This is a genomic window from Campylobacter showae CSUNSWCD (assembly GCF_000313615.1).
Taxonomy (GTDB): Bacteria; Campylobacterota; Campylobacteria; order Campylobacterales; family Campylobacteraceae; genus Campylobacter_A; species Campylobacter_A showae_A.
In genome coordinates this window covers 44,502-70,300 of record NZ_AMZQ01000012.1, presented here as the reverse complement: position 1 = coordinate 70,300, position 25,799 = coordinate 44,502, and the positions used below count along the sequence as shown (strand labels likewise).

Genomic DNA, 25,799 nt, shown 5'->3' with positions numbered 1-25,799 from the left:
AAGTGAGCATAAATGGAAAAAATCGATCTGATAATGAAAAATTTTATCGCAGAGCTTGGCTACGAGCCTGCAAATGCGATGTTTGCGCGGATAAATTCGGGTAAAAAGCTGCGCTCTAAGCTACTTTTAAAAATAGCGGGCGAAAGCGAGCAAAGTCTCAAAATTTGCGCGATTATCGAGCTTATTCACCTAGCTAGTTTACTTCACGACGACGTAATAGACGACGCGAACACCAGGCGTGGAAGCCCTAGTATAAATGCGAGCTTTGGCACCAAAAACGCCGTGATGCTGGGCGATATCCTCTACTCGAAGGGCTTTTACGAGCTATCTAAATTTCCGCACGAGATCGCGGGAGAGATATCGGGCGCGGTTAGCAAACTAAGCGTGGGCGAGATGATGGACGTGGATCTCTCGGCTAAATTTAACGAAGACAAGTTCGCATACGAAACGATGATCTACTATAAAACCGCCGTTTTGATCGAGGCTGCTGCCGCGGTCGGAGCGATGCTGGCTGGGCTTGACGCGCGTAATTTTAAAATTTACGGCAAAAATTTAGGCCTAGCATTTCAGATAATCGACGACATCCTAGACGTCACACAAGACGCCACGACGCTTGGAAAACCGAATTTTAGCGACTTTAAAGAGGGTAAAACGACGCTGCCTTACATTTATCTTTACGAAAGCTTAAGCGAAGCGGACAAAGAGAAGCTAAAAAGCCTATTTAAAAAGGATCTTAGCGAGGCCGAGCGCGGCTGGGTAAGGGCAAAGATGGACGAAACGGGCGCGATAAAAAAAAGCATAGAAGTGGCTAAAAATTTAGGCGAGCAGGCGATAAAATCGGTAGAGAAATTTAACATAGACGGCCTAGAAAACATCGTAAAATCAATGATAGATAGGGAATTTTAATGCATTACGCAAGCGTGAGCTTTACGCACAAAAACACCGATATCTCCGTGCGCGAAAAGCTCTCTTTTTCTAACATCGAGCGCAAAAACGAAATTTTACGCCTCATTAGCTCCAGCCAAAATATCAACGAATGTATGGTGCTTAGCACCTGCAACCGCGTCGAGATCATCGCTAGCGTTAAGACTGTTGAAGGCGCTAGCAAGCACATCATCGCCTGCATGTCGCTCATCTGCGGCATCCCTTTTGAGGAGCTGCAAAGCAGAGCCGACATCTACGAGGATAACGGCGCCGTGCACCACCTCTTTGCCGTAGCTAGTTCGCTAGATAGCCTAGTCATCGGCGAGACGCAGATCGCAGGTCAGCTAAAAGAGGCGTATAAATTTGCCCGCGCTAACGGCAAATGCGGCGCAAAGCTTGGCAGGGCGATGGAGTTTGCCTTTAAGTGTGCGGCGGAGGTGCGAAACAAAACTGAAATCTCCAAAAATCCGATCTCGGTCTCAAGCGTTGCAGTGGCGAAGGCAAAGGAGATTTTTGGCACATTAAACGGCATGGTTGCCGTGATAGTGGGAGCTGGAGAGATGGCGGAGCTAGCCGCAAAACATCTAATAGCAAGCGGCGCGCGAACGATAATCGTCAGCCGAAACAAAGAGCGCGCTAAAAATTTAGCCCTGACGCTGGGGGATAATAACGAATACGACGCACTTTCAAACGTAGCGCAGTATATTAACAAATATCAAATCATATTTTCCGCGACTGCCGCGCCGCATCCCGTTTTGATCGACTCTATGGTTGAGACTAGGGAGTTTAAGCGTTATTTTTTCGACATCGCCGTGCCGCGCGATGTCGCTATCACGGAGAGTGAAAATATCAAAATTTACGCCGTGGACGACCTGCAGGAGATCGTAAATAAAAATCTCGCCCTGCGTGAGGAACAGGCGCAGATCGCATACGGTATCGTCGGGCGAAATACGGCGGCATTTTTCCAAATGCTGCGCGAACTAGCAGTCACGCCGCTAATCAAAGGCATCAGAGAACAGGCTAAAGAGTGCGCCGAAAGAGAACTCGCAAAAGCCCTAAAAAAGGGCTATCTAAAACATAGCGATAAAGAGGAAGCGTACCGCCTCATACATCAGGTTTTTAAGGCGTTTTTGCACTCGCCGACGATAAATTTAAAAAACCTAGCGGGCGCTGCGGGAAGCGAAGCGCAGTTAAGAGCTATCGGGGAAATCTTTAACATCGCGGAGCAAACGCCGCAAGAAGAAAATAATGAATTTGAATGGGAGAACGAATGAAATTTAGCAAATTTTACGCGCCGACAGCAAAAGAAGCGCCAAAAGACGCAAGCCTGGCAAGTCATAAATTTTTGCTCCGAGCGGGCTACGCCGAGCAGGTAGGTAGCGGACTTTACAACTTTTTGCCGCTTGGAAAACGAGTGCTTGAAAATATAAAAAATATCGTCAAAGAGGAGCTTGACGAGGCGGGCGCGCAGGAGATCTCGATGAGCTTCGTGACGTCGGCTGATCTTTGGCGCGAGAGCGGACGCTTTGACGTCTATGGCAAGGAGCTTTTGCGCTTTAAGGACCGCAAGGAAAACGACTTCGTCCTAAGCCCGACCAACGAAGAGAGCGTCGTCGCGCTCGTGCGAGGCAAAGTGACGTCCTATAAGCAGCTGCCGCTAAATTTGTATCAGATCAATACCAAATTTAGAGATGAAGCGAGGCCGAGATTTGGGCTACTTAGAGGGCGCGAGTTTTTGATGAAGGACGGATATAGCTTTCATGCAAGCGCCGAGGATCTGGACCGTGAATTTGACCTGATGGAGAAAACTTATAGCAAAATTTTTACTCGCCTTGGGCTAAATTTCCGCGCGGTTAGAGCCGATAGCGGCGCGATAGGCGGCAGCGGAAGTAAAGAGTTTATGGTGCTTGCAAATAGCGGCGAGGACGACATCATCGTCTGCGAAAACTGCGACTATGCCGCAAACATAGAGGCCGCAACCCGCGCAAAACGAACGACGCAGGCTGAGCGGCCCGAGGCTGACGCGGCTAAATTTTTAACTCCAAACGCCAAAACCATCAAAGACGTGGCGGAGTTTTTTAGAGTTGATGAGTTTTACTGTATAAAAGCGGTGATAAAAAAGGCGATTTTTATCGACGATAAAGGCGAAAAGAGCGAGAAAATCGTGGTATTTTTCGTGCGCGGCGAGGACGAACTACAAGAGGTTAAAGCGCAAAACGCGTGCGGAGCGCTCGAGCTAGCGGATGCGACTGAATCCCAGATCGCGGCAGCCGGGCTTGTGGGCGGATTTTGCGGGCCGGTCGGGCTAAAAGGCGTGGAGTTTTACATCGACAAAGAGCTTGAAGGCGAATCGCAGATGATCTGCGGCGCAAACGAGCGGGATTATCACTTCGTCGGCGTTAGCGTTAGTAGCTTTAACGCCGATCGTTTCAAAGACCTAACCGCGGTCAAAGCCGGCGATAAGTGCCCTTGCTGCGGCGGAAATTTAAGCGTTAGTAAAGGTATCGAGGTTGGACATATATTTAAGCTAGGTACTAAGTACTCTGAGCCGATGGGTGCGACGTTTTTAGATGAAAACGGCAAGGCAAAACCGTTTATCATGGGCTGCTACGGTATCGGCATCAGCCGCCTGGTTGCCGTCGCCGTCGAGGCCAAGCACGACGAAAAGGGCATAATCTGGAACGAAACCCTAGCTCCGTTTAAATTTGAAATCATCGTCTCAAATTTAAAAGACGAAGAGGGAGTCAAATTTGCTCAGGGGCTTTACGAGGACTTGCGCGCGGCTGGCATTTCTGTGCTGCTTGACGATAGAAACGAGCGCTTTGGCGTAAAGATGAACGATTTTGAACTAATGGGATTTCCTTATGCCGTGATCGTGGGCAAAGGACTAGCAGAGGGCACGGTCGAGCTCGTTACGCGTGACGGGCTAACTAAAGAAACCGTCAAAGTGAGCGAAATTTTAGCGCGACTAAAGAGCTTATGATAAGGCATTTTTTTACGCCCTACGTCATTTTGGAGATCGTAGCGGCGTATTTTTTCATCCACGCGTACGGATTTTTAAATTTAGTCCTAGAGGTCATCGCGTCGGCCGTTTTGGGACTATTTTTTATATTTCGTGTCGGATTTTTTCAGCTCACGAGCAATATCGCATTTTTTAAGCCCGCAGACGTTTTTAGTAGCGTAGGTATGGCGATCGGGGGATTTTTTATGTTTATCCCGGGGCTTATCACCGACGTTTTGGGCGCGGCGATCGTAGCGGTCGCATTTTTTGCAAATTTAAAAAACGGCGGCGAACGCAAGGGCGGGAGCGAATATTATTACGGAAAATTTGAAAGCGGACGTGACAAACCGCGCGATGATGGCGAGATCATTGACGTCGAAGTCGTAGAAGAAAAGAGGCAAATATGGAAAAACTAAAAATCGCAACGAGAAAAAGCGTGCTGGCGATGTGGCAGAGCGAGCATATCAGGGATAAAATTCTATCACGCTATCCGCAAATCGCGGTCGAGCTAACAGGCATGAAAACCAAAGGCGACGTGATCCTTGACACCCCGCTAGCAAAGATCGGCGGCAAGGGACTGTTTACAAAAGAGCTAGAAGATAGCATGTTAAGCGGCGAAACGCACATCGCCGTACATAGTCTAAAAGACGTGCCTGTCGTTTTTCCAGAGGGGCTGGTGCTGGCCGCGATCTGCTCGCGCGAGGACGTTAGGGACGCGATGCTAAGCGAAAAATACGCTAAATTTGAGGATCTGCCCGAGGGCGCGCGAGTAGGCACTACGAGCCTACGCCGCAAAATGCAGCTTTTAGCGATGCGGCCCGATCTTGAGATAATCTCGCTGCGAGGCAACGTCCAAACACGCCTGCGCAAGCTAAAAGAGGGCGAATTTGACGCCATTATCCTAGCGATGGCGGGCGTGAACCGCTTAAATTTACGCTCCGAAGTCGTGCATATCGTGCCGTTTGAGCTAGATCAGATGGTTCCTGCGATGGGGCAGGGTGCGCTAGGCATCGAGGCTAGAGATGACGCTGAAATTTTAAATTTGATAGAGTTTCTAAAAGACGAAAAAGCCGTGATAGAGACGACCGTGGAGCGTGATTTTGTTGCGATGCTAGAGGGCGGCTGCCAGGTGCCTATCGGCGTAAATGCAAATTTAAACGGCGACAAGATCGAGATACGCGCGGTAGTGGGACTACCCGACGGCAGCGAGAGCATACGTGAAAATATCGTCGCGCAAAAAAGCGAGTGGAAGAGTGTGGGTGCCGCGCTTGGACGGATATTTATCGGCAGGGGCGCAAAAGAGCTGCTAAAACGCGCCGAGGAGATGGCTAATTCGTGAGGGAAATCCGCATGGGCTCTTTATCTCCTCACTTTTTGCGTAGATTGATTTAGAGCCCGTGCACTAGCTTTTTACTTATAAAAATTTTTACAAAAGCTCAAATTTGAAGATTGAAATGCGAGACTGCCTCAAAAATAACTTTTACTCGCCGGGTAAATTTGACTAGATAAACATCGCAAAGCTTGGGCAAAGCGAATAGTCTAGCAGGATATTTCGTATCTCACTCACTTCTAAAAACGGCGAAGTAACGCAGGCCGATACTAAAAAGTTGCACCTATCACACGCCTATAAATAGGATAAATTTTTAAACTTATTATCAGTGGCGTGACAGATAATAAGACTCGACTTTTGCGCGTCCAAAACGAGGCTGATCTGCCTCAGATAAGCCCTGGCGAGTTTATAATGACAGAGCGGCTTTGATCAAATTCTAAATGCTATCTTTTTTAATACGACTTAAATCAAATTTGTGGGTAAAATTTGATGTTGGATATTTTTAAAAGGAGACAAGATGAAAAGACGAAATTTTCTAAAATTTGCCGCCGTTTCGGGAGCTGTGGCGCTACCTGGTACGCTAAATGCCGCAAGCCAAAACGCAGATAAAATATCGCAAAATAAAAGCCTGGGTGGAGCGCTTTGAAAAAGCTATAAACAGCGCAGACGCGGCGACTCTAAAAGAGCTGGTAGATCCCAAGGCGCCATTTCTCACGCCTGCTTCGCCGGAGCCGCTTTACGGCGGAGAGGGGTACTTTGCGGTAGTAAAGATGATGCGAGATAGTTTTCCTGATGTGCAGTGAGCGATGCAAGACATGGTGGCCGACGAGCGCTGCGTGGCGGTGTATTGGCTCTGCACTGGTACGCATGAGTATGACTTTGCGGGCGTTGTAGCGACTGGGCGTAAATTTAGCGCTAGAGTGATGAATTTTTACTATTTTAACGACGCTGGCAAGATCACGAACGACGTGGCGGCCGAGGGTATGATCGCCATCTTGCGAGCTATCGGCGCGTGCGATAAATAACCATTTTAGGCTTTACTTCGCCTTTTTCAGCTATTTTTGGCTAAAATCGCCCAAAAATCAAAAAGGCGAAATATGGACTATATCAAGCTTCTAAAAGATAACGGCCTGTTGCGCGTCATCTACGAGCCCGCGGATATCGATCTGGAGATCGCGCACGCAAGCTACATCGAGGTCAAGCGCGAAAACTCGCAGGCGCTACTTTTTACAAATCCCATCTGCAAAAAAACGGGGCGTAAATTTGCCCCCGTGCTAACAAACATCTACGGCTCAAAGCGCGCTTTAGAGCTTATCTTTGGACGCGAGCCAGACGAGATCGCAAGCGAGATAGAAAAGCTTTTAAAGCCCAAAAAACCTGAGAATTTCAAAGAAAAGCTTGACTTTTTATCTTATCTTTTTAATATGAGAAAGATATTTACCAAAAGGCTAAAGGGCGAGGGCGAGTGCCAGCAGGTCAAATTTATAGGCGAGCAGGCCGATCTTTTGAGCCTGCCTGCGCTAAAGACCTGGCCGCATGACGGAGGCGCTTTTATCACGATGGGGCAGGTCTATACGCAAAGCCTAGATGGCGCGCTGCAAAATTTAGGCATGTATAGACTGCAAATTTATGATAAAAACCGCCTTGGTATGCACTGGCAGATACACAAAGACGGCGCAAATTTCTTTCACGAGTATAAGCGTGCGGGTAAAAAGATGCCAGTCTCAGTAGCGATCGGTGGCGATCCGCTATATATCTGGTGCGGTCAGGCTCCGCTGCCAAAGGGCGTCTTTGAGCTGCTGCTTTATGGCTTTATCCGTAAAGAGCCAGCAAAGCTAGTAAAGTCGCTCACTAATGAAATTTACGTCCCGCACGACGCGGACTACGTGATCGAGGGCTTTGTTGATACGGATAAATTTGAGCTTGAGGGACCGTTTGGCGATCACACCGGCTTTTATACACCGATCGAGCCGTTTCCGGTGATGGAGGTCACGGCGATAACTAGCAAGCGTGAGCCCCTGTTTCACGCGACCGTAGTTGGCAAGCCGCCGCTTGAAGATAAGTACATGGGCTGGGCGACGGAGCGCATCTTCTTACCACTTTTGCGAACGACCGTGCCTGAGCTACTTGACTACAACATGCCTGAAAATGGCGTCTTTCACAACCTTATCCTAGCTAAGATAAATGCCCTTTATCCAGCGCACGCAAAGCAGGCGATGCACGCGTTTTGGGGCGTGGGGCAGATGAGCTTCGTCAAACACGCGGTTTTTGTGGGCGAGGATGGGCCAAATTTGAGCGATTATGACGCGCTTACGGAGTATATTTTAAACCGTTTCGGCGATAAAAGCCTACTAATCAGCGAGGGCGTGTGCGATCAGCTTGATCACGCGAGCCCAAACTCGTGCTTTGGCGGTAAGCTGGGAATCGACGCTACGCAGGACTTTTCTACGCCTGCGCCCGTGCTTTTGGATGATGCCGCGCTACTTGCTAAATTTAAAGAAGTAGAGCCAAATTTAACGCAGCTCGTGCAGTTTAAAACAAACACCAAAACACCGATTTGCGTCGTCAAATTTGACAAAAATCGCCTAGTAAAAGAGGTTTTTGATGAGCTTTTGAAATTTAAAGAGCACTTTAAACTACTTGTTTTCGTCGGTCCCGAAAACCGCCTGGAAAACCCATATATGCTGCTTTGGCGCGTGACAAATAACATCGACGCCATGCGTGATATCTACGCAGATGGCGAGCATTTTTGCGTAGATGCGACGAGCAAGGACGAGCTAGAGGGCTATACACGTGGCTGGCCTATGCAAACTGACTGCGACCGCGAAGTGGTGGCTACTCTTGTGAAGCGTGGCGTGGTGAAAGATGAGCCAGAGCTGTTTAGCAAATTTGAGATTTTCGGATAGATTTTTAAACTCGGCAAATTTGAGAGGTTAAATTTGCCGAGCCGCTTAAATAAATTTGTTTTTCAAGCGCCTTTTTAGCCCGAATTTTATAAAATCGCAAAATGGATAAAGAACGCCTAATAATCGATAAATTTAGCAACTCCTTCATCGGCGACGACGGCGCTGTAGTGGCGCATGAGCGCGGAGAGTGGGTGTATAGCAAGGATCTTTTTTGCGAGGGGACGCACTTCCTAGCAGGCTGGCTTAGCATGGAGGAGATCGCGCGCAAGGCGATGCTCGTAAATCTCTCCGATGCCGTCGCGATGAACGCCGAGCCTAAATTTGCGCTTTTGGGGCTTGGGCTGCCCAAAAAAACGAGCGCGGCGCAGATATCGGCGCTACGCAAGGGATTTGCGGACGTTTGCGACGAATACGGCGTAACTATCATCGGCGGCGACACGATCGGCAGCGATAAAATTTTACTTAGCGTTACCGTTATCTCTCGGCTTTGCGGCAAGGCGGTTTTGCGAAGCGGCGCGAAAAAAGGCGATCTAGTCGCTTTTACCGGCGAGCTAGGTCAGAGTCTAAAAGGTCTTAGGACGCTTTTAAACGGCGGGCGGATCGCGTCAAATTCACGCTTTAAAAGACCCGTTTTAAAAGATAAATTTTTCTATGCCGCAGCGGATAAGATAAACGCCGCTATGGACGTCTCAGACGGGCTTTGCACTGATCTAGCCAAGCTTTGCGCGCAGAGTCGGTGTGGTGCTAAATTTATCAAGCGGCTAAGTAAGCAAGAGCTAAATAGCGGCGAGGAGTACGAGATTTTATTTACATTTAGTCCGAAAAACCGCGCCAAAATTTTAAGCCTCGCTCGCAAAACCCGCACAAAAATCACGATCTTTGCCAAAATCACGAAAGGAAAATTTAAAAGCAATGCAAGAAACCACCATTTTTAAGCCTCTCTACGCGCTCACTCACGCGCCCATTAACGCGTATTTTAGTAAAAATTCGGACGATTTTGTGGTGCGCGAGATCCCGCTTTACGCATTTAGCGGGCAGGGCGAGCACCTCATCGTAGAAATCTGCAAAAAAGATATGACGACGCAAGAAGCCTTGCACGCTCTAAGCGAGGTTAGCGGCGTAAAGATGCGTGATTTTGGCTACGCGGGGCTAAAAGACAAGCAGGGTATGACGACGCAGTTTATCTCGATGCCGCGTAAATTTGAGGCGGCTCTTGCAAATTTTAGCCACGATAAGATGAAAATTTTAAGCCTAGCCGCACACGACAATAAACTTCGCATCGGGCACCTAAAGGGCAATAGTTTTTTCATCCGCCTAAAAAAGGTGATGCCAAGCGAGGCGGCAAAGCTGGAACAAGCCGTGCGAAACGTGGGTGAGGCGGGATATGCTAACTACTTTGGCTATCAGCGCTTCGGCAAATACGGAGATAACGCGCAAAGTGGGCTGGAGCTGCTAAAATCGGGTACCGTAAATGGCAAAAAGAGCAAAAATCCAAAGCTAAACGACTTTTTGATCTCGGCATATCAAAGCGATCTTTTTAACCGCTGGCTTAGCAAACGCGTTGAAATCTCGAGATTTGCGCAGGATTTTAGCCTCTCTGAGTTAGCTCAAATTTACCCTTATTTTGACGGCGCGATTTTGAAAAATTTAAAATCGCAAAAGAGATTTTTTAAGCTTATTGAGGGCGAAGTTTTAGGGCATTACCCGCACGGCAAGTGCTTTTTGTGCGAGGATTTGGACGCGGAGGGGGCACGCTTTGACGCGAGAGATATCACTAGCTGCGGGCTGATCGCGGGCGCTAAGGCGTATGAGGCGCAGGGTGCGGCGAAGGTGGTAGAGGATCAAATTTTCGCGCAGGCGAATGAATATAAAGCCAAGATGACGGGCTCAAGGCGCTTTGCGTGGTGTTATTTGGAGGATGCCGGTTACAAATACAACGAGGAAAAGGCGCATTTTACGATAAATTTCACGCTGCAAAAAGGAAGCTACGCGACGGTGGTGCTGGAGGAAATTTTACACAAAAATATTTTTGAATAATCTAGAACAAAACGGCTTGTATTTTGGAGTACTTTTGTGTGGTTTGCTAAAATTTCGCTCGGCAGACTATTTATGCTTCGCTTTGCTAGCGACTTCAAGCAAAGTCTAGTTTACGCAAAATTTTATCTGCACAACCCCAAGAACCGTCTCAAGATACTTCGCCCTAACTTTCTATGTTCAAATTTGGCGTTATATTCGGTTAAATTTGCAAATTTCTACTTTAAATTTTGGCGACTACAGTAGAGCATTAAATTTGACTAGATGAGCCGCTTGCCTTGTTTTTGTCAAATTTCAACTCTATTGCTAGCTTGCCTCATGCCTCGCGCTCGTATTATTAAAGCTACAAATTTACGATTGTTTTTATTAAATTTGATCGTTTTAAAATCAAAGTATCTAAAAGTAACATTAACTAAAAGAACTAAATATTATTCATTATCTTAATTTCCTTTTTAATCATTCCTAAGGTTCGCGACTGTATATTACCTATGTATTTACTTTATTTTTAAGGAGGCTTTATGCAAGAGGCAAACGACGGCAAAAAGCTAGCGATCGGCACCGTTGCCTTGATCCTAGCTATCGTCTTTTTCGGCGGTTTCTTAAAGGATGTCGCGGGCGGTATTTTTGATTTCGGTAAGTTAACCGGTCAGTTTCCGGAGTGGTTTAAGACCGCAGGCGGTACAAGCGCTAAGGGCGGTTTTATATTTGCGCTTAGCTTGGTTCCAGCGATCATGCTCGCTCTCGGGTTTGTTGCGATATTTGAGAGATATTACGCGCTTTACGCGGCTTCACGCTGGCTCACTCCCGTGCTAAAGCCTCTCATCGGTATCCCGGGCTGCTGCTCGATCTCGCTCATAGCTAGTACGCAAAGCACCGACGCAGGTAGCTCTACGGCTAAATTTTTACGACAAGACGGCAAGATTACTCACAAAGAGCTTTTGATATTTGCCGCGTTTCAGTTTAGCGCAGGCGCGATGATCACGAATTTCCTAGCATCTTTCGCTCCGTTGCTCACGGTAGCCGATAAAAATGGAGCCCTAGCGCCTATATCTATCGCGGCTGGCTTGGGAATCATTTTGGTGTTTAAGGTATTTGGGGCAAATTTGATGAGACTTTACGTTAAAAAATTCGTAAAAGACGGGGAGACTGAAGCATGAGCGAGCAAGCTAATAATAAATTATTAACCGACGTTTTCGTAGAAGGCGCTAGAAAGGGCTGGGATATCGCTGTTCACAACACTATCCCAAATGTCCTTATGGCTTTTGTGATCATCCACATCCTAAAGGTCTCGGGCGCGCTTGATATCATAGGCAAGTATCTTGGCTTTGTTATGCTGCCGCTTGGGCTTCCTGGCGAGTCGATAGCGGTTATCATGGCGGCGTTTCTTAGCTGGGGCGGATCTGCTGGCGTACTAGTAGCGCTAGTTCAGGGCGGTACCCTAACGGCTCCAGATATCGCTGTACTGATCCCTGGCATGGCGCTAGTAGGCTCTACGGTGCAGTATATGGGACGCGTGCTGGGCGTACTGGGCATCCCTGGCAAGCACTACTTGGTGTTATTTGGCATATGTATCCTAAACGCCTATCTAGCGATGTTTGTCATGAGCCTCATCGTATAAAGGACGGTCTATGAAACAAGAGGAGCTAAAACAATATCTAGCTGAGCTAAAGGAGCTAACCGATATCGAGAGTCCGACGTCTAGCGTAGAGGGTGTAAACAGCGTCGCGAAGTGGTTTATGAATAAGGCAGAAACGCTCGGCCTAAAGCATGAAAAGGTCGCACTGGGCACCGATAAGGTCGCTGACTGCCTGCTCATCTCAAACAACCCGAACGCGGCGAAATTTGACGTGCTTTTCGTCGCACACATGGATACGGTTTTTCCTGTAGGCTCGGTGCAAAACACTCCTTTTACCCAAAATGAGGGCAGGGTAAACGCGCTAGGCGTCATCGACGACAAGGGCAGTGCGCTACTGTCGCTCTACGTCATCAAGGAGCTTGATCTTAGCAAAATCAACATCGCTTTGTTTTTAAACTCACACGAGGAGACGGGGTCAAATTTTGCCAAAGAAAAGATCCGTGAATACGCAAGAAAGTCCAAATTTTGCCTCGTGATGGAGCCTGCTCGCGAGGACGGCTCGATGGTGGCGACTAGAAAGGGCGTGATGACCTACGTGATAGATTTTCACGGCGTGGGCGCGCATGCGGGCAATCACCCCGAGCTTGGCCGTTCGGCGCTAGTCGAGGCGGCAAATTTCGTAGTCGAGCTATCCAAGCTGACTGATTTTGCGGCGGGACATACCTTTAACTCCATCATCACAAACGGCGGCACTGCGCACAACGTCGTGCCAGAGTTTGCTAGCGTGACCTGCGAGATGAGGTATAAATTTGCCTCCTCGGTCGAGTTTTTTAATAAAAAGCTGGACGAAATCCTAAGCAAGCCGTTCATAAACGGAGTAACGCATAAAAAGGTACTAATCAACGAAGAAGCGCCGATGATAGACGAGCAAAATTTGCCGAGGATCAAAGCGGTCTTTGACGAGGTCGCCAAAGAAACGGGCATGAAGGTGAGCTGGGTGGACGCCGGCGGTCTAAGCGACGGTAACATCACGGCATCGGCTGGCTGCCCGACGATCGACGGACTGGGGCCTACTGGCGGAAATATGCACACTAAAAACGAGTATATGGACGCTAGCTCTGTAGTGCCAAAATGCAACCTAGTGCTAGACGTCATCAAAAAGCTTATTTAAATTTAACGGCAAAGGGGTCAAATTTGATTCCTTTTGCCTTAAATTTTAAAAATTAAAATCTCCAAAAGCTTTCTGTTTAAAATTTGGAGAAGAGTTTACTGTTTCGACTATCGCAAGCTTACCAAAATAAAATCAAATTAACGACTTTACTTAACGACAACATGTAAATTTGGCTCGTTTTTTTAATTTTAACAGTTTAAGCTTTGTTTTTTGTTTATTTTTTAGTAAAATGAGCGCTAAATTTAAAGGAGAAAATATGCCAAAAGACGCAAACGGAACCGAACTAAACGCCGGAGATAACGTAACTCTAATCAAAGACCTAAAAGTAAAAGGCGCGGGCGCTACGCTAAAGCGCGGAACTATGGTAAAAAATATAAAAATCACGGATAATGACAAAGAGATAGAAGGCAGAATCGATAAAATGGGCGTTATCGTGCTAAAGACGGAGTTTTTAAAGAAGGCTTAGTTTAAATTTGCGCGGTGATTATGCGCTGGCGGCGTGCAAGTCGTTTATTAAAGACGGATATGTATATATTAAAAATATTAAGCAGAGTTGTTAAGATTGCGGCGTTTTTTATAGTTGTTGTACTGTTTTTCTTATTGATAGCGTATTTAGCTATTCAAATTTCGCCGTTTTTTAAATTTCCGTACGTAAAAGATCGAGATTTGATTAAATTTAAAGCATTGACTGGTTTAGAAGGCAAAACTCTACTGATATATCGCAAGAAAGTTCCTGATGGTGTTTGTTTTAATAAATGGCAGACTTGTATCTGTTATACGCATTTTATAAAAGCGGATGGGCCTTTTACTACAACGCAACAAACGATGACGCTAGATGGCTATGATCTTGTTCCCAAGTCCGACTGTGTAGCACAAACTAAAAATTTACATGAATTGAAATTATCGTGGGTAGCACCGTTTTATCACTATGCCGGCAGTCGGGAGTATTTGATTTACGGTTCGACTGAAAATTTAAACCTAACCGTGTTAATGAACGACAAAAGACAGATATGGCACAAAGAGGATCATATACCGTGGGGGCAGCCGATAAAATATGATCATGAGGTGATTTTATATCCCGAGTTTAATATGATTCAAATAAATACTTTAGGGCATTATAGCGTGCGTTAAAAAGCTATCCTTAAACCCGAAAAAGCTATAATCGCGCCCAAGGTATGGCAAGTGATTGCTTTTGCGTAGGCAAAAGAGGAAAGTCCGAGCTGCAATAAGACGGAGTTCCATCTAACGGATGGCTGGGGCGACCCAAGGGACAGTGTAACAGAAAGCAAACTGCCGCTTCGGCGGTAAAGGTGAAACGGCGGGGTAAGAGCCCACCAGCGCGGCGTGCAAGCGCGGCGGCTATATAAACCCAACTCGCAGCAAGAAGGGATGGTTTTGAGTCTTATGTCAAACCCTTCGCTAGAGCCAAATTGTAAAATTTGGAGTAGATAAATAATCACTCACGACAGAACTCGGCTTATCGCCATGCCTTTTTACTACTTTTATTTCATCAAATTTAGCTAGCTTGGATTTTTTAAATTCGTGGGTTTGGTTGCGATAAACCGCTATCTGGACGGCGCGTTTTGCGAAGCTTGGCAAATTTAAGCTGAGGTTTGCGGCGAGCAGCAGAGTAAAATTTGATCAAATTTGGCGAGGCGGAATCGGGTTTAAATTTGACGGCTACGGACAGGGTTTAAGTTTGAAACGGCGCAAGGCGCGTTTTTGGAGCCTAAATACTCCAAATTTCTAAAATTTGCGGGCACATAGTATTAACGGCTAGCTTAAATTTAGATTTTTGTTCGTCGTTTGGCTCGTTTATGGTTTCAAATTTTCCAAACATCTCGGCGATCTCAAGCCAGCCTGCCATATCCAGATTAAATTTAACCAAATTTGACGCGCAAAGATATCCCGCGTCGTGGTCGTAAAAAGCAACCTTGCCGTCATCTAAACAGACAAGCCAAAGATCGCCCGTGCCAGTATCTGCAAAGATATAAAACTCTCGCAATATCTCGCTCTCGCCTTCAAAGACAAATTTCGCTTCATCGTTAAATTTAACTAGCTCGTGCTCCTTTAGCACTCTAAAATCGCCCGCTATATCCGCGCCGAGTCTATTTTTTAAAGCGTCCTTTATAGCATTTTTCGTCATATCTTTGCCTTTGCGGGATAAAATTTAGAAGAGAATTTGAGATAAAAAGCGCCGTAAATTTGAGAAATTATTTACGACGCTATATATTTTTTTACGTTTTTTAGTTTTTCTAGCTCTTTGCCGAGCTCGGTTCTGTTTTTTTGTATCAAATTTATCGCTGCGCCGAGGAGTTCCTGAGCTTGCAGGGCTTCCTCTAGGCTGTCAAATTTACTAGGAGTCTCGCCCGCTAGTGCCGCGATAGCCTCCGCGTCATTGCTAGCGACGGCTATTTTTAGCTCATCCAGCCACATCGGCTTGTCCTGCGTTTGTCGTCTCTTTCCATGCTTCAAGCAGCTGTTTGGTTACACTCACGACCTCGTTTAGGCTCTGCTCGTCGTTGTTTATATTTGCCATTGACAGCAGTTGGATCTGCCTCGTATAAAGCCCGCTTAGATAGTGCGCGATGCTACCTTGGTTGTAGTCTAGCGAGTTTAAAAGCTCGATAAAAATGGCGTTCGTGCGGTTTATGAAATATACTTTTTTCTCCACGTCGTTATCTTGCATTGCTTTTCTAGCTCTAAAAATAAATCTCAAAACACCCTCGTAAAGCATCTCGATGAGCTTGGTAGGCGACTCGATGCCGCCTACCGTATTTTGCGAATACGCCGCGTGTGCAGTGTTGTATTGCATAAATTTACCTTTTTATTTCTTGTTATATTCGGCTTCGATCATCGATTTTAGCGACGAAAAGTCGTTGTTTAGCTTGCTGATGATCTTGTCGTATGCCAAAAATCGCTCTTCCATCGTGGCGTATTTTGCATCGAGCGACTTTTGCGTTTTTTCTTTTTCCGAGTCCAGCGACTTTTTCTCGTCGATCAGGCTTTGGTTGTACTTGGTTAAAGAACCGTCTTTTGAGTTAATTAGTCTATCTACGGCTTTTTTAGTAGACGCAAATATCCCGTTTACTGTCGTGTTTTTCGGCGTTACGGTCGATTCGCTAAAACCCACTGCATTTAGCGCTGCGGCAGAGCCTTTTATGCTTATCGCCGTACCGTTTGCAGTTTTTAGCGATATGCCGTCTTCGTTTGCGGTTAGAGTCGCTTGTATGCCCGATATCCCGGCGTCGTTTATAGCTTTTAGCAGCGCTAGCGCGTTTTCTTTTGCCGAATTTGACGCAGGCGTAGCGGCTAAATTTATCTTTTTGCCGTTTATCACTAGATCGTCGCCGCCTAGAGTGAGCGCGCCGCTATCTACCGGTTTTGAGCTAAGAACCTGAGCCGTGCCGTAGGTAGTGCCGCCGGCAAATATCTTTTGCACGCTTTCTAGGTCTTGATCTAGTTTTGAGGTTAGCTTTGAGCTATTTAGCTCTAGCAGGCCTTCTTTATTTAGGCTTAGACCGTAGTCGGCTAAATTTGCCGTCTTTGTTACGTTATCTTTCGTATAGGTCTGATTGCCGAATAAAATTTTATTTAGCGTCGATTTTATCGTATTTATCTCGCTTACGCCCTGGAATGTACCAGATTTTTTAGTGTCCGAATCATAATCTGTAGCGACTTTTAGGTTGTTTACGAGATTGTTATACGCCGTCACCATGCTTTGCATGCTTTCTTTTATCGCGCTGGTGTCCTCTTTGACGCTAAAAGTCGTCTTGCCCGTATCTTTTAGTTTTATCGTCATTCCTAAATTTAGATCTTTTACCTCGTTGCCGCTTCGTTTTATCGTAATGCCGTTGTAGACGAACTCGGCGTCTTGTGCCGTTGAGATTTTATTGTTAGCGATATTTGCGCTATCCCAGCCGAGCTTTTGCAAGACGTCCGATGCGCCGCTTAGGGCCGATCCATCGCTATCTACGTCTGTGATTTCGATCTTGTTTTCCGCGCCAGTTTCTTTGGACTGCAATATAAGCTGATACGGATCTTCGCCGCCAACCTTCATCGCTTTTGCCGAGACGGCGCCGTTTGTGACCTCGTTGATCTTATCGGCTAGCTCTTCTAGCGTAGTGGAGTTTTTAACCTCGATTTTATAGGTTTGGTCTCCGACTTTTATACCAAAGGTTCCGTTTTTGCCAATAAACGAGCTTGAGGTGCCAAATTTAGTACTTTGATAAACGTCTTTTTTGGCTAATTGCTTAACATCTATGTCGATATCTTGTACTGCGACGCCCGCACTCACGCTTATATCTGCGCTTTTACCGTCCGAGCTAGTGGTTCTTTTTTGATACGAGCTGTCGTCTGCTAGGGTTGAAACCGAGGAGCGAAAAGTGCCTATTAGTGTTTTTAGAGCCGTCAGATCTTTTTGCTTTGTCGCATTTGCCGTGATTTTAGCGGTTACGGGTTTTATCTGACCCGCTTCGTCAGCAGCTTTTAGCTTATCTATAACGTCTTGCGTTAAAACTTGGCTTCCAAAGCCAAGCGAAGAAACCTTACCTAGTGCCATTTTTAGCTCTCCTTGTCAAATAATACGCCGACGGCTTCTTTAAAATACTCGCTTAGCTTCATTGCCTGCTCGGTCGGGATTTTGCGAATAACTTCGCCCGTTTTCATCTCCATGACGTTTACGTACATCGCGCCTATCTTATCATTATAACCAAAGCGTATGCTAGTGCCTAGATCTTCCATTTGTTTATTTAGTTTTTCGGTGGCTTCTTTTACTTCTTTGCTTAGCGTTTCGTTGTTTTGCTCGGTTAGATTGCGTGTCGTATCTTGTTGGATCTGCGTCCTTTCGACCTCTCTAGTTTGCGTAGAGCTTTGCGCGTGTGAGCTTGTAGCTACGTTTGCCATCGGTTGGCTTGCTACTTTGAAAATTTCCATATTTTCTCCTTTAAATATTTGCTAGCTTCTATATCGTCAAATTTGTAAATTTTTTTAGCCCCGTTCGGGAAAATTTTTGCTTAATTTAAATTTTCGCATAAATTTGTTAAAATCCAGCCTAAATTAAGGCGAGAAAAAAGGAGAAATCGTGAAAATTTCGTTTGAATGCGACTGTATTTTGCTAGGAGAGTCGCTAAGGCTATTTTTGAGGGATTTTATCTCGCCTAGAAAAGATTGCGACTTTATCGTGGCGGATAAAAAGATAGAGGCCAAAAAGCCCGTTTTCGTGATCACCGAGCATTCGCCGCATCTAAAAATCCCTTTTAGCAAAGAGGCCCTTATCTCCGCGCTTGAGGAGTTTTATTCGGCGATTCAGTTTTCAGAGCCCATTGCGCCTTCTCGCACGAACGTGCCAGCATTTGTTATAAAAGAAGAAGCCGCACCGCAAAATGGCTCAAATTTGGAGCTTGAAGTTTCAAATTTGATAGATAAATTTAAAGAAGAGCTGCTCGCACTTTTAAGGAAAACTCGTTGAAAAATCTCTACGCCACGATTTCAAGTGGTAAATTTAAAGGTAAAAAGCTGCTTTTGCCCTCGCTTCAAACTACAAGAAGCACCAAAAGCATCGTCAAAGGTTCGTTTTTCGACTCGTTTCGTTACGAGCTAGCAGGTAAAATTTTTGTTGAGGCTTTCGGCGGTAGCGCGCTGATGGCTGCAGAAGCGCTAAGTAATGGCGCTGCAAAGGCCTACGCGGTAGAAATCGACAAAAACGCTTATAAAATCGCGTTGCAAAACGCCAAGCTTATCGGCGACGAGCTGGAAATCGTAAACGGCGATACTTTTGAGATGACGCCAGCTATCGTCGCGAGGCAAAATTTGCCCGTTATCTTGTATCTTGACCCGCCTTTTGATATCAGAGACGGCTTTGCGGACGTTTATGAAAAGTGCGCAAATTTGGCGCGAAATTTGCCTAAAGATAAAATTTATATAATCGCTTTCGAGCATGCTAGCCATCTAAATTTACCCGAAAATATCGGCGCATTTACGCTTTTAAAATCTAAAAAATTCGGAAACACCTCGCTTAGCTACTATTCTTAGATTTTTGCGTCAAATTTGGAATGCTAATTGCTTTTACTCCTTGAAAATACAAATTTAAGGACGAAAATGAAACTAGCGGCATGCTTGCTAACCCTTGCTATATCGGCTTTTGCTGCGCAGATAAAAGACATCGCAAACGTCGTGGGCGTGAGGGAAAATCAGCTGATCGGATACGGCCTGGTCGTCGGTCTAAACGGCTCTGGCGACGGCAGTAGCTCGGAGTTTACGATCCAGTCTCTTTCAAATATGCTTCAAAGCGTAAACGTAAAAATCAAGCCAGACGACATCAAATCAAAAAATACCGCCGCGGTAATGGTTATCGCAAAGCTACCGCCGTTTGCTAGGCAAGGCGATAAGCTTGATGTCGTGATCTCATCTATCGGCGATGCAAAGAGCCTTCAGGGCGGAACGCTTTTGATGACTCCGCTTAAAGGCGTGGACGGCGACATTTACGCTCTAGCACAGGGGTCGCTAACCATAGGCGGTAAAACCGCATCTCGCGGAGGCGGAAGTAAAGGCGGCAACCACGTAACCGCGGGCACGATCCCAAGCGGCGCTATCGTGGAGCGCGAGATAGCGTACGATATCTACAATCAAGAAGCGATATTTTTAAGCTTAAAAGAGTCAAATTTCGATACTGCTTCAAATATCCAAAGAGCCGTAAATTTAAATGTAGGCGGCGATAGCGCCGTAGCCGTCGACTCTCGAACGATCAGGATCGCTAAGCCAAACGGCGCAAATATGGTTGATTTCGTAGCCAGGGTGTTAAATTTGGACGTGGATTATAAAGCGCTAGATAAGATCGTAATCGACGAGCGCACCGGCACGATAGTAAGCGGTATAAATATCACTGTTGATCCCGTCGTCATCACCCACGGCGATATCACGATAAAGATAGAGCCTAGCTCATACGACGATATGGCGGCAAATCAGCAAACAATCGATCTGCAAGACGGCGCAGCGGTTGATCCGCTAACTAATATGCTAAAAATCAGCGGCGAAAAAACCACCGTAGCTAGCGTCGCAAGGGCGCTAAGTAAGATGGGCGCGACACCTAGCGATATCATCGCGATAATGGAAAATCTAAAACGCGTGGGCGCCATACACGTAAATTTGGAGATAATATAATGCTAAACGTAGATACTTCGGCGGCTTTAAGCTCGTATAATAAATTTGCCACTAGTTCAATCGAAAATAGACGTGCAGATAAGCCTCAAAGCGAGCAAGATGCGCTTTTAAAAGAGCAAACCGACGCTTTTGAGGCGTTTTTAGTTAAAAGCGTGCTGGATATCGCGCTAAAAGACGAAAATCCATTATTTGGCAAAGATGCCGGAGATGAGATCTATCACTCGATGTATAACGATACTATGAGCAAGGCTCTGAGCGGAAATTTAGGCTTTAGCGAACTTTTATTCAATTATTTGAAAGAAAGGGCTTAAGAAATTTCAAAATTTGCCGATTTAGTTTCTAACAAATCTAAAAAGGCTTGAAAATGATAGGAACTTTGGGAGCTAAACTGGGCATGAGCCCGCAGCAAATCACTCGCTCAAACGACGTAAAAAAGAGCGAAAACATGGAAAAAACACAAGGCAAAGAAGAAAGCAAGGTCGCAAAGATAGCCGAGCAGATCGCAAACGGAACATATAAACTAGATATGTCTAAGACTGCAAAAGCCATTGCTGATACGCTTTTATAAGATTTTTTGTCCTTGCGTAAAAAGAAAGGACAAAAATGCTTAAAAGATATTTGGATGAGGCGATGGGCGTACTAGACGAGCTCATCGCTCAAACTACGGAAGATATAGAAAAGATAAAACTAGCCGATCACACTAAGGTCGATGATAGTGTCAGGCGCAAAAATGAGCTAGTTAAAAAATTTGAATCCGTAAAATCGCTGCTAGATAAAGAGCTTTTAAGAGTCTCAAGGGAAAACGGCGGGGTAAATTTAAGCTCTATCCTTGATGATGAGGTGAAAACATCTCTAACTCTTATGCGCTCAAAACTTGAAGAGCTCTACTCAAAAAACAAAGAATACGCAAAATACGTCGTCGGAGTGAAAGAATTTTTCGATAGCTTGCTAAAAAATATGTTTAAAAGCGAGTCCGGCAGCTACGATAAAGAAGGCTTGACGCCTGAAAGTTTATTTAAAACAAGGGTTTAAAAAATGGCTAATATATTTTCGTCTTTACATATTGGAGTTAGCGGTTTAGATGCCGCGCAGACGCAGATCACTACAACAGGACACAACATCACAAACGCCGACAGTGAGCACTACACTAGACAGCGCGTTGTGCAGTCTGCTAGAGAGCCTTTTCACGATATGCCGGGTGACATCGGTACTGGCACCAAGGTCGATACGGTCGTACGCGTGCATGATGAGTTTACTTTTGCTAGGCTCCGTACTTCAAATATAAATTTAGAATCAAGTGAATACAAAAAGCAAATTTTAGAGGAGATTTCGCAGCGCTTCCCTGATCTACAAAGCGTAGGCATAGGCAGGGATTTGCAAAATTATTTTAATGCATGGAACAACCTCGCTTCTAACCCAACCGAGGGTTCTCAGAAGGTAAATCTACTAAATTCGGCCGCGACGCTATCAAATAGCATAAGTAAAGCTCACGATATGCTAACCAAGATCCAAAAGGACGTGGACTCGCAGATAGAAGTTGCCGTAAATGAAATAAACAAATACGCCAAGCAAATCGCGCAGATAAATAAAGAGATCGTGCGTGTCGAGTCAGTCGGCACTACTAGAGCAAACGACCTACGCGACAAACGCGATCAGCTCGAACTAGCGATGTCGAAATTTGCCGGCATAAGCGTATTTAAGGGGCAACTACAAAGCAACAATATCGATCCGACCGTAACCGATATGGGTACCAAGCATCAGATAAATATTTCAGGATTTAATATCGTAGACGGTACGACGTATCATCCGCTAACAGTTGATAGGATAAGCGACAAGAGCGATTTTAAAGGTGTATTTTTCGAAAGAGACGATAGCAAGAAAGTCGATCTAAACGGACGAATCTCGGGCGGTAAACTAGGCGCCGCACTAGATCTGCGCGGACGAAGAGTGGATGATAACGGCGAATTTCAAGACGGAACCATACAAAAATACATTGACAACCTAAATACCTTCGCCAAAGGTATCATAAATGAGACAAACAATATCTACGCGAGATCGGCCGTAGAAAACGCCGTAACCGACGAGTTAGACGGTCTAAGCGACTCTAGGACGCTGATGAATTTTAACGACGATATCAAGCACGGTAGCTTTGACGTCGTAGTTTATAACAACCAAGGTCAAGAGGTCGCTCGAAAAACGATAAACATAAACGCCTCTACTACTATAAATGACAATACTCGCGGCAACTCTATCGTGCGGGACTTTAACTCCGACACTGACGACAACGGCGACAATAACTCGCTAAACGACGTGGACGATTATTTTCAGGCAAACTACCAATACGACGCAGCAACGGGCAAAGGCACGTTTGGCGTAACAGCTAAAAGAAATGCCGGCGAATACAGCGTCGCTTTCGTCGATAAAGGTACCAATTTCCCGGGTATCATTGGACTAAATAGGGTTTTTGAGGGCGATAAAGCTAAAAATATGAGCGTAAAAAGCGAGCTGATGGAAAATCCGCACAAGCTAAAAGCCTACTCAAATCCGACTCCTGGCAACAATGAAGTCGCAAACGATATGGTGCAAATGCAGTATAAAAAAATCATATTTTACTCCGACAAGCATGCAGACAAGGAGGAGAGTGTCGAGGGATACTACCGCTATATCACCACCGATCTAGCTAGCCAAACTCAGGCAAATAATGATCTAAACGACGCAAATACAGCTATCCATAAAGTTGCTATGTCTGAGTACCAGTCGGTTAGCGGCGTAAATTTAAACGAGGAGCTGACAAACCTCATACGCTTTCAAAGCAGTTACGGTGCGGCGGCTAAAATCATCACGACCGTAGAAAAGATGCTCGATACCTTGCTCACGCTAAAGCAATAAATTTAAATTTCTTTTAGCCTTTTTGGTTTAAAATCTCGTCCAAAAAGGCTAAAAATGGACTTAAAAACCCTCCTAGATCAAAACGTAATCTCTAAAAATACTCATGCAGATCTGTTTGCCGCAGCCGATCCGCTCCAAGTCGCTAGCAAATTTAAAACGCCCGAGATCTCGCTCATATGCGCGCTTTTTGCATACGGCAACGCAAAGCTAATCGTAAATTTTCTAAATTCTCTCGACTTCTCGCTGCTGGATAAAAGCGAGGAGCAAATCATTTCAAATTTGACGCGACACAAATACCGCTTTCAAAGCTGCGAGGACGTGCGGCAGATTTTTATCACCGTTTCACGCCTAAAAAAACACGGCGATATCGAGAGTGCGGTGAGAACGGGCTTTGAAAAAAGCGGCTCGATGATAGATGGCGTAAACGAGCTTATTAAATTTATCTATTCGCTAAACCCTTACCGCTCGGAGGGGTATGAGTTTTTTTTTGGCAAGCCATACGAAAAAGCGCCGCAAAGCCCGTATAAACGCTACAATATGTTCCTGCGCTGGATGGTGCGCGATAGCGACATCGACCTTGGGCTCTTTAAAAGCCTACCAAAAAGCAAGCTACTCATGCCTCTTGACGTGCATACGCACCGAGTTTCGCTAAATTTGGGCTTAATCTCTCGCAAAAGCTATGATTTTAGGGCCGTGCGCGAGCTAACGGACAAGCTTTGCGAATTTGACCCAGCCGACCCGATCAAATACGACTTCTCGCTCTACCGAATTGGGCAAAGCGGCGAACTAGCGCAAATTTTAAGCGAGATAAAGTAAATTTGATGGGTTTTTCTCGCGCTAAATGGAGGAAAGTTAAGCCCTTACGGCGCATTAAATTTAAGAAAATTTAAAGCCTAAATTAATCAAATTTAGGCTATAGTTACCTTGCAATTACATTTTAAGGAGAAAAAATGAAAAAAATCGTTTTAGCTAGCGCGGCTCTAGGCTGCCTACTCGCCACTAGCGCCCTTGCGCACGAGGAAAAAGTCTTTGATCCAAAGGCTGGCAAGCACCTAGTCGTAACTATGGAGCAACTAAGCGAAAAAGGCAACACAGTCGTTGGCGAGGTCGTAGCGATCGAGACTAACTACGGCGTGGCGTTATTCCCGAACCTTAAAGGCCTTGAGGGCGGCGCGCACGGATTTCACGTGCATCAAAATGCTGACTGCGGCGCAAATGAGAAGGGTCTAGGCATGAAAGCGGGCGGTCACTGGGATCCAAGCGACACCAAAAAACACTCTTTTGCATGGGATGACAACGGCCACAAGGGCGATTTGCCTGCGCTTTTCGTTGATGCCGAGGGTAACGCGGTTTATCCTGTGCTAGCTCCGAAAATCAAAACTATCGATGAGCTAAAAGGTCACTCTCTAATGATCCACGTTGGCGGCGATAACCACAGCGACCATCCAAAGCCTCTTGGCGGCGGCGGCGCTAGAATGGTTTGCGGCGTTATAAAATAATCCCGTATTCGCCGATTTGCCGCTCTTGGCGGTCGGCGAACTTCTTTTTCTTACTCAAATTTGACGCGATTTAAATTTGCCTTAAAAGCATTTTGGACGTTAAATTTGATAGCCTTCTTTTTAACCTCGCATCTTTTAAATGTAAATTTATGCGCTATTTTACAAATGAAATTTTAAAAACTATGTCAAATTTACCCTTATTAAATTTGACTCAAATTTTGGTATATAAATTTACGAAATTTATTCCAAAATTTTAAAATAAAATCGCCGACTGCGCCGGCAAATTTTACAGAATACGCCGCAACCCAAATTGCTAAATTTAATCCCGCTTGGCAAAATTTACTCGCCGCTTTATTAAATTTTAACCGCAATAAAACAAAAAGCCAAATTTTATAAATTTTTAAATTTTTCGTAGTATGATTTTGTTTTTTGAAGGGGCGAAAAATGGACTTTGACTTCGGCGTTACGGCGTATTTGATATTTTTTGCGGTGGCGTTTGCGGCGGGCTTCGTCGATGCGATCGCGGGCGGAGGCGGACTGATCGCGCTACCCACGATCATGGCTATGGGCGTACCGCCTCACGTGGCGCTAGCTACAAACAAGCTTCAAGGCACTTTCGGTAGCTTCACCGCGGCGCTAAATTTTGCTCAAAAAGGCATGATAAATTTCCGCGAAGTTTTTATTGGCATCGTTTTTACCTTTATTGGCGCGTGCATCGGCACGGTGCTTATTTTGTTTTTGAGCGCCGAGTTTTTGCGCGTTATTATCCCGTTTTGTTTGATAGCGATTTTCATCTATACGCTTTTGATGCCAAAAGTCGGCGACGAGGATAGGGCTGCCCGAATGAACGCGCGAGCCTTTTACGTGATATTTGGCCTAATTTTAGGCTTTTACGACGGATTTTTCGGGCCTGGAGCGGGCAGTTTTTGGACGTTTGCGATGGTTGCGCTCATCGGGCTAAATATGAAAAAAGCCGTCGCGCATACGAAAATCCTAAATTTTACCAGCAACATCGTCTCTCTAGTCGTTTTCATCGCGGGCGGACAGATACTTTGGACGGTCGGGCTTTTGATGGGCGTAGGGCAGGTTTTAGGCGCGTACTTTGGCTCAAATATGGTCATGAAAAAGGACGTTAAATTTGTTAGAGTCGTGTTTTTAGCCGTCGTAGGTGCGACGATACTAAAGCTTGTTTACGATAGATTTTTCGCGTGAGTGCTGATTTTAAAAAACGACATCGAAATTTGAGCTAAATTTGACAAAAAAGCTAAAATTTGGGCGAAATTTGAGGTAAGCTTAAAAAACTTTTAA

The 25,799-nt window shown here is 45.6% G+C and carries 31 protein-coding genes and 1 other RNA gene; 27 read left to right on the top strand and 5 right to left on the bottom strand.

Features of this window, described 5'->3' with window-relative positions:
* Positions 1-12 precede the first annotated feature (12 nt).
* From CSUNSWCD_RS09035 to rnpB, 17 genes are all read left to right on the top strand, one after another.
* The gene (locus CSUNSWCD_RS09035; protein ID WP_009496022.1) at positions 13-906 is read left to right on the top strand and encodes a polyprenyl synthetase family protein; all 894 of its coding nucleotides are present in this window, start codon (positions 13-15) and stop codon (positions 904-906) included.
* The gene (gene hemA, locus CSUNSWCD_RS09030; protein ID WP_009496021.1) at positions 906-2,198 is read left to right on the top strand and encodes a glutamyl-tRNA reductase; all 1,293 of its coding nucleotides are present in this window, start codon (positions 906-908) and stop codon (positions 2,196-2,198) included. The genes CSUNSWCD_RS09035 and hemA overlap by 1 nt, the downstream gene beginning before the upstream one ends.
* Positions 2,195-3,907 (top strand): proline--tRNA ligase, encoded by a 1,713-nt coding sequence (locus CSUNSWCD_RS09025; RefSeq protein WP_009496020.1) that lies wholly within the window; start codon positions 2,195-2,197, stop codon positions 3,905-3,907. The genes hemA and CSUNSWCD_RS09025 overlap by 4 nt, the downstream gene beginning before the upstream one ends.
* A complete protein-coding gene (locus CSUNSWCD_RS09020) occupies positions 3,904-4,341 on the top strand; it encodes an FxsA family protein (protein WP_009496019.1) in 438 nt (145 codons plus the stop codon). Before CSUNSWCD_RS09025 ends, CSUNSWCD_RS09020 begins: the two co-directional genes overlap by 4 nt.
* Positions 4,329-5,264 (top strand): hydroxymethylbilane synthase, encoded by a 936-nt coding sequence (gene hemC, locus CSUNSWCD_RS09015; RefSeq protein WP_009496018.1) that lies wholly within the window; start codon positions 4,329-4,331, stop codon positions 5,262-5,264. Before CSUNSWCD_RS09020 ends, hemC begins: the two co-directional genes overlap by 13 nt.
* A 487-nt stretch (positions 5,265-5,751) precedes the next feature.
* Positions 5,752-5,901 (top strand): twin-arginine translocation signal domain-containing protein, encoded by a 150-nt coding sequence (locus CSUNSWCD_RS11080; RefSeq protein ID WP_338120579.1) that lies wholly within the window; start codon positions 5,752-5,754, stop codon positions 5,899-5,901.
* The gene (locus CSUNSWCD_RS11340) at positions 5,888-6,058 is read left to right on the top strand and encodes a nuclear transport factor 2 family protein (protein ID WP_009496016.1); all 171 of its coding nucleotides are present in this window, start codon (positions 5,888-5,890) and stop codon (positions 6,056-6,058) included. Before CSUNSWCD_RS11080 ends, CSUNSWCD_RS11340 begins: the two co-directional genes overlap by 14 nt.
* Before the next feature lie 3 nt (positions 6,059-6,061).
* Positions 6,062-6,280, top strand: a complete 219-nt coding sequence (locus CSUNSWCD_RS09010; protein ID WP_100223852.1) for an ester cyclase — start codon at positions 6,062-6,064, stop codon at positions 6,278-6,280.
* 72 nt (positions 6,281-6,352) lie between these two features.
* A complete protein-coding gene (locus CSUNSWCD_RS09005; RefSeq protein WP_034964757.1) occupies positions 6,353-8,161 on the top strand; it encodes a menaquinone biosynthesis decarboxylase in 1,809 nt (602 codons plus the stop codon).
* Positions 8,162-8,262: 101 nt separating this feature from the next.
* Positions 8,263-9,096 carry a thiamine-phosphate kinase gene (locus tag CSUNSWCD_RS09000; RefSeq protein ID WP_009496012.1) on the top strand — a complete coding sequence of 278 codons (834 nt, stop codon included), beginning with the start codon at positions 8,263-8,265 and terminating at the stop codon, positions 9,094-9,096.
* Positions 9,074-10,198: a tRNA pseudouridine(13) synthase TruD gene (gene truD, locus CSUNSWCD_RS08995; protein WP_009496011.1), complete on the top strand. Its 1,125-nt coding sequence runs from the start codon at positions 9,074-9,076 to the stop codon at positions 10,196-10,198. Before CSUNSWCD_RS09000 ends, truD begins: the two co-directional genes overlap by 23 nt.
* A gap of 515 nt (positions 10,199-10,713) precedes the next feature.
* Positions 10,714-11,352 carry a nucleoside recognition domain-containing protein gene (locus CSUNSWCD_RS08990; RefSeq protein ID WP_009496008.1) on the top strand — a complete coding sequence of 213 codons (639 nt, stop codon included), beginning with the start codon at positions 10,714-10,716 and terminating at the stop codon, positions 11,350-11,352.
* Positions 11,349-11,813 (top strand): YjiG family protein, encoded by a 465-nt coding sequence (locus CSUNSWCD_RS08985; RefSeq protein WP_002950687.1) that lies wholly within the window; start codon positions 11,349-11,351, stop codon positions 11,811-11,813. The genes CSUNSWCD_RS08990 and CSUNSWCD_RS08985 overlap by 4 nt, the downstream gene beginning before the upstream one ends.
* 10 nt (positions 11,814-11,823) lie before the next feature.
* A complete protein-coding gene (locus tag CSUNSWCD_RS08980) occupies positions 11,824-12,942 on the top strand; it encodes a M20/M25/M40 family metallo-hydrolase (RefSeq protein ID WP_009496007.1) in 1,119 nt (372 codons plus the stop codon).
* 256 nt (positions 12,943-13,198) lie between these two features.
* The gene (locus tag CSUNSWCD_RS08975; protein ID WP_034964775.1) at positions 13,199-13,408 is read left to right on the top strand and encodes an alkylphosphonate utilization protein; all 210 of its coding nucleotides are present in this window, start codon (positions 13,199-13,201) and stop codon (positions 13,406-13,408) included.
* 59 nt (positions 13,409-13,467) lie between these two features.
* Positions 13,468-14,073, top strand: coding sequence for a hypothetical protein (locus CSUNSWCD_RS08970; RefSeq protein WP_167536555.1), 606 nt, complete (start codon positions 13,468-13,470; stop codon positions 14,071-14,073).
* Positions 14,074-14,112: 39 nt separating this feature from the next.
* Positions 14,113-14,438, top strand: an RNA gene (gene rnpB / locus CSUNSWCD_RS10920) — RNase P RNA component class A.
* A gap of 233 nt (positions 14,439-14,671) precedes the next feature.
* Here rnpB and CSUNSWCD_RS08965 read toward each other — a convergent pair.
* The 5 genes from CSUNSWCD_RS08965 to CSUNSWCD_RS08945 all read right to left on the bottom strand — a co-directional run bounded on the left by CSUNSWCD_RS08965 (position 14,672) and on the right by CSUNSWCD_RS08945 (position 17,877).
* On the bottom strand, positions 14,672-15,088 hold the full coding sequence (locus CSUNSWCD_RS08965) for a hypothetical protein (RefSeq protein WP_009496003.1): 417 nt from the start codon (positions 15,086-15,088) through the stop codon (positions 14,672-14,674).
* Positions 15,089-15,159: 71 nt separating this feature from the next.
* Complete coding sequence (locus tag CSUNSWCD_RS08960) at positions 15,160-15,378, bottom strand: hypothetical protein (RefSeq protein WP_009496002.1); 219 nt, start codon at positions 15,376-15,378, stop codon at positions 15,160-15,162.
* On the bottom strand, positions 15,365-15,757 hold the full coding sequence (gene fliS, locus CSUNSWCD_RS08955) for a flagellar export chaperone FliS (RefSeq protein WP_009496001.1): 393 nt from the start codon (positions 15,755-15,757) through the stop codon (positions 15,365-15,367). Before fliS ends, CSUNSWCD_RS08960 begins: the two co-directional genes overlap by 14 nt.
* 12 nt (positions 15,758-15,769) lie before the next feature.
* Entirely contained in the window at positions 15,770-17,503 is a 1,734-nt protein-coding gene (gene fliD / locus CSUNSWCD_RS08950) for a flagellar filament capping protein FliD (protein WP_009496000.1), read from the bottom strand.
* Positions 17,504-17,505: 2 nt separating this feature from the next.
* A complete protein-coding gene (locus CSUNSWCD_RS08945) occupies positions 17,506-17,877 on the bottom strand; it encodes a FlaG family protein (RefSeq protein WP_009495999.1) in 372 nt (123 codons plus the stop codon).
* Positions 17,878-18,025: 148 nt separating this feature from the next.
* Here CSUNSWCD_RS08945 and CSUNSWCD_RS08940 point away from each other — a divergent pair, with 148 nt between their 5' ends.
* The 10 genes from CSUNSWCD_RS08940 (at position 18,026) to CSUNSWCD_RS08895 (ending at position 25,703) form a co-directional block, all read left to right on the top strand.
* Positions 18,026-18,412: a hypothetical protein gene (locus CSUNSWCD_RS08940; protein ID WP_009495998.1), complete on the top strand. Its 387-nt coding sequence runs from the start codon at positions 18,026-18,028 to the stop codon at positions 18,410-18,412.
* Complete coding sequence (gene rsmD / locus CSUNSWCD_RS08935; protein ID WP_009495997.1) at positions 18,409-18,975, top strand: 16S rRNA (guanine(966)-N(2))-methyltransferase RsmD; 567 nt, start codon at positions 18,409-18,411, stop codon at positions 18,973-18,975. The genes CSUNSWCD_RS08940 and rsmD overlap by 4 nt, the downstream gene beginning before the upstream one ends.
* 66 nt (positions 18,976-19,041) lie before the next feature.
* The gene (locus tag CSUNSWCD_RS08930) at positions 19,042-20,103 is read left to right on the top strand and encodes a flagellar basal body P-ring protein FlgI (protein ID WP_009495996.1); all 1,062 of its coding nucleotides are present in this window, start codon (positions 19,042-19,044) and stop codon (positions 20,101-20,103) included.
* A complete protein-coding gene (locus tag CSUNSWCD_RS08925) occupies positions 20,103-20,414 on the top strand; it encodes a rod-binding protein (protein ID WP_009495995.1) in 312 nt (103 codons plus the stop codon). Before CSUNSWCD_RS08930 ends, CSUNSWCD_RS08925 begins: the two co-directional genes overlap by 1 nt.
* A gap of 53 nt (positions 20,415-20,467) precedes the next feature.
* On the top strand, positions 20,468-20,671 hold the full coding sequence (locus CSUNSWCD_RS08920; RefSeq protein ID WP_002953309.1) for a flagellar biosynthesis anti-sigma factor FlgM: 204 nt from the start codon (positions 20,468-20,470) through the stop codon (positions 20,669-20,671).
* 35 nt (positions 20,672-20,706) lie between these two features.
* Entirely contained in the window at positions 20,707-21,135 is a 429-nt protein-coding gene (flgN, locus tag CSUNSWCD_RS08915) for a flagellar export chaperone FlgN (protein WP_009495994.1), read from the top strand.
* 3 nt (positions 21,136-21,138) lie between these two features.
* Positions 21,139-22,992: a flagellar hook-associated protein FlgK gene (gene flgK / locus CSUNSWCD_RS08910; protein ID WP_009495993.1), complete on the top strand. Its 1,854-nt coding sequence runs from the start codon at positions 21,139-21,141 to the stop codon at positions 22,990-22,992.
* Between the two features lie 54 nt (positions 22,993-23,046).
* The gene (locus CSUNSWCD_RS08905; protein WP_009495992.1) at positions 23,047-23,808 is read left to right on the top strand and encodes a TIGR02757 family protein; all 762 of its coding nucleotides are present in this window, start codon (positions 23,047-23,049) and stop codon (positions 23,806-23,808) included.
* A 134-nt stretch (positions 23,809-23,942) separates the two neighbouring features.
* The gene (locus CSUNSWCD_RS08900; RefSeq protein WP_009495991.1) at positions 23,943-24,491 is read left to right on the top strand and encodes a superoxide dismutase family protein; all 549 of its coding nucleotides are present in this window, start codon (positions 23,943-23,945) and stop codon (positions 24,489-24,491) included.
* A gap of 444 nt (positions 24,492-24,935) precedes the next feature.
* Complete coding sequence (locus tag CSUNSWCD_RS08895; RefSeq protein WP_009495989.1) at positions 24,936-25,703, top strand: TSUP family transporter; 768 nt, start codon at positions 24,936-24,938, stop codon at positions 25,701-25,703.
* Positions 25,704-25,799 lie beyond the last annotated feature (96 nt).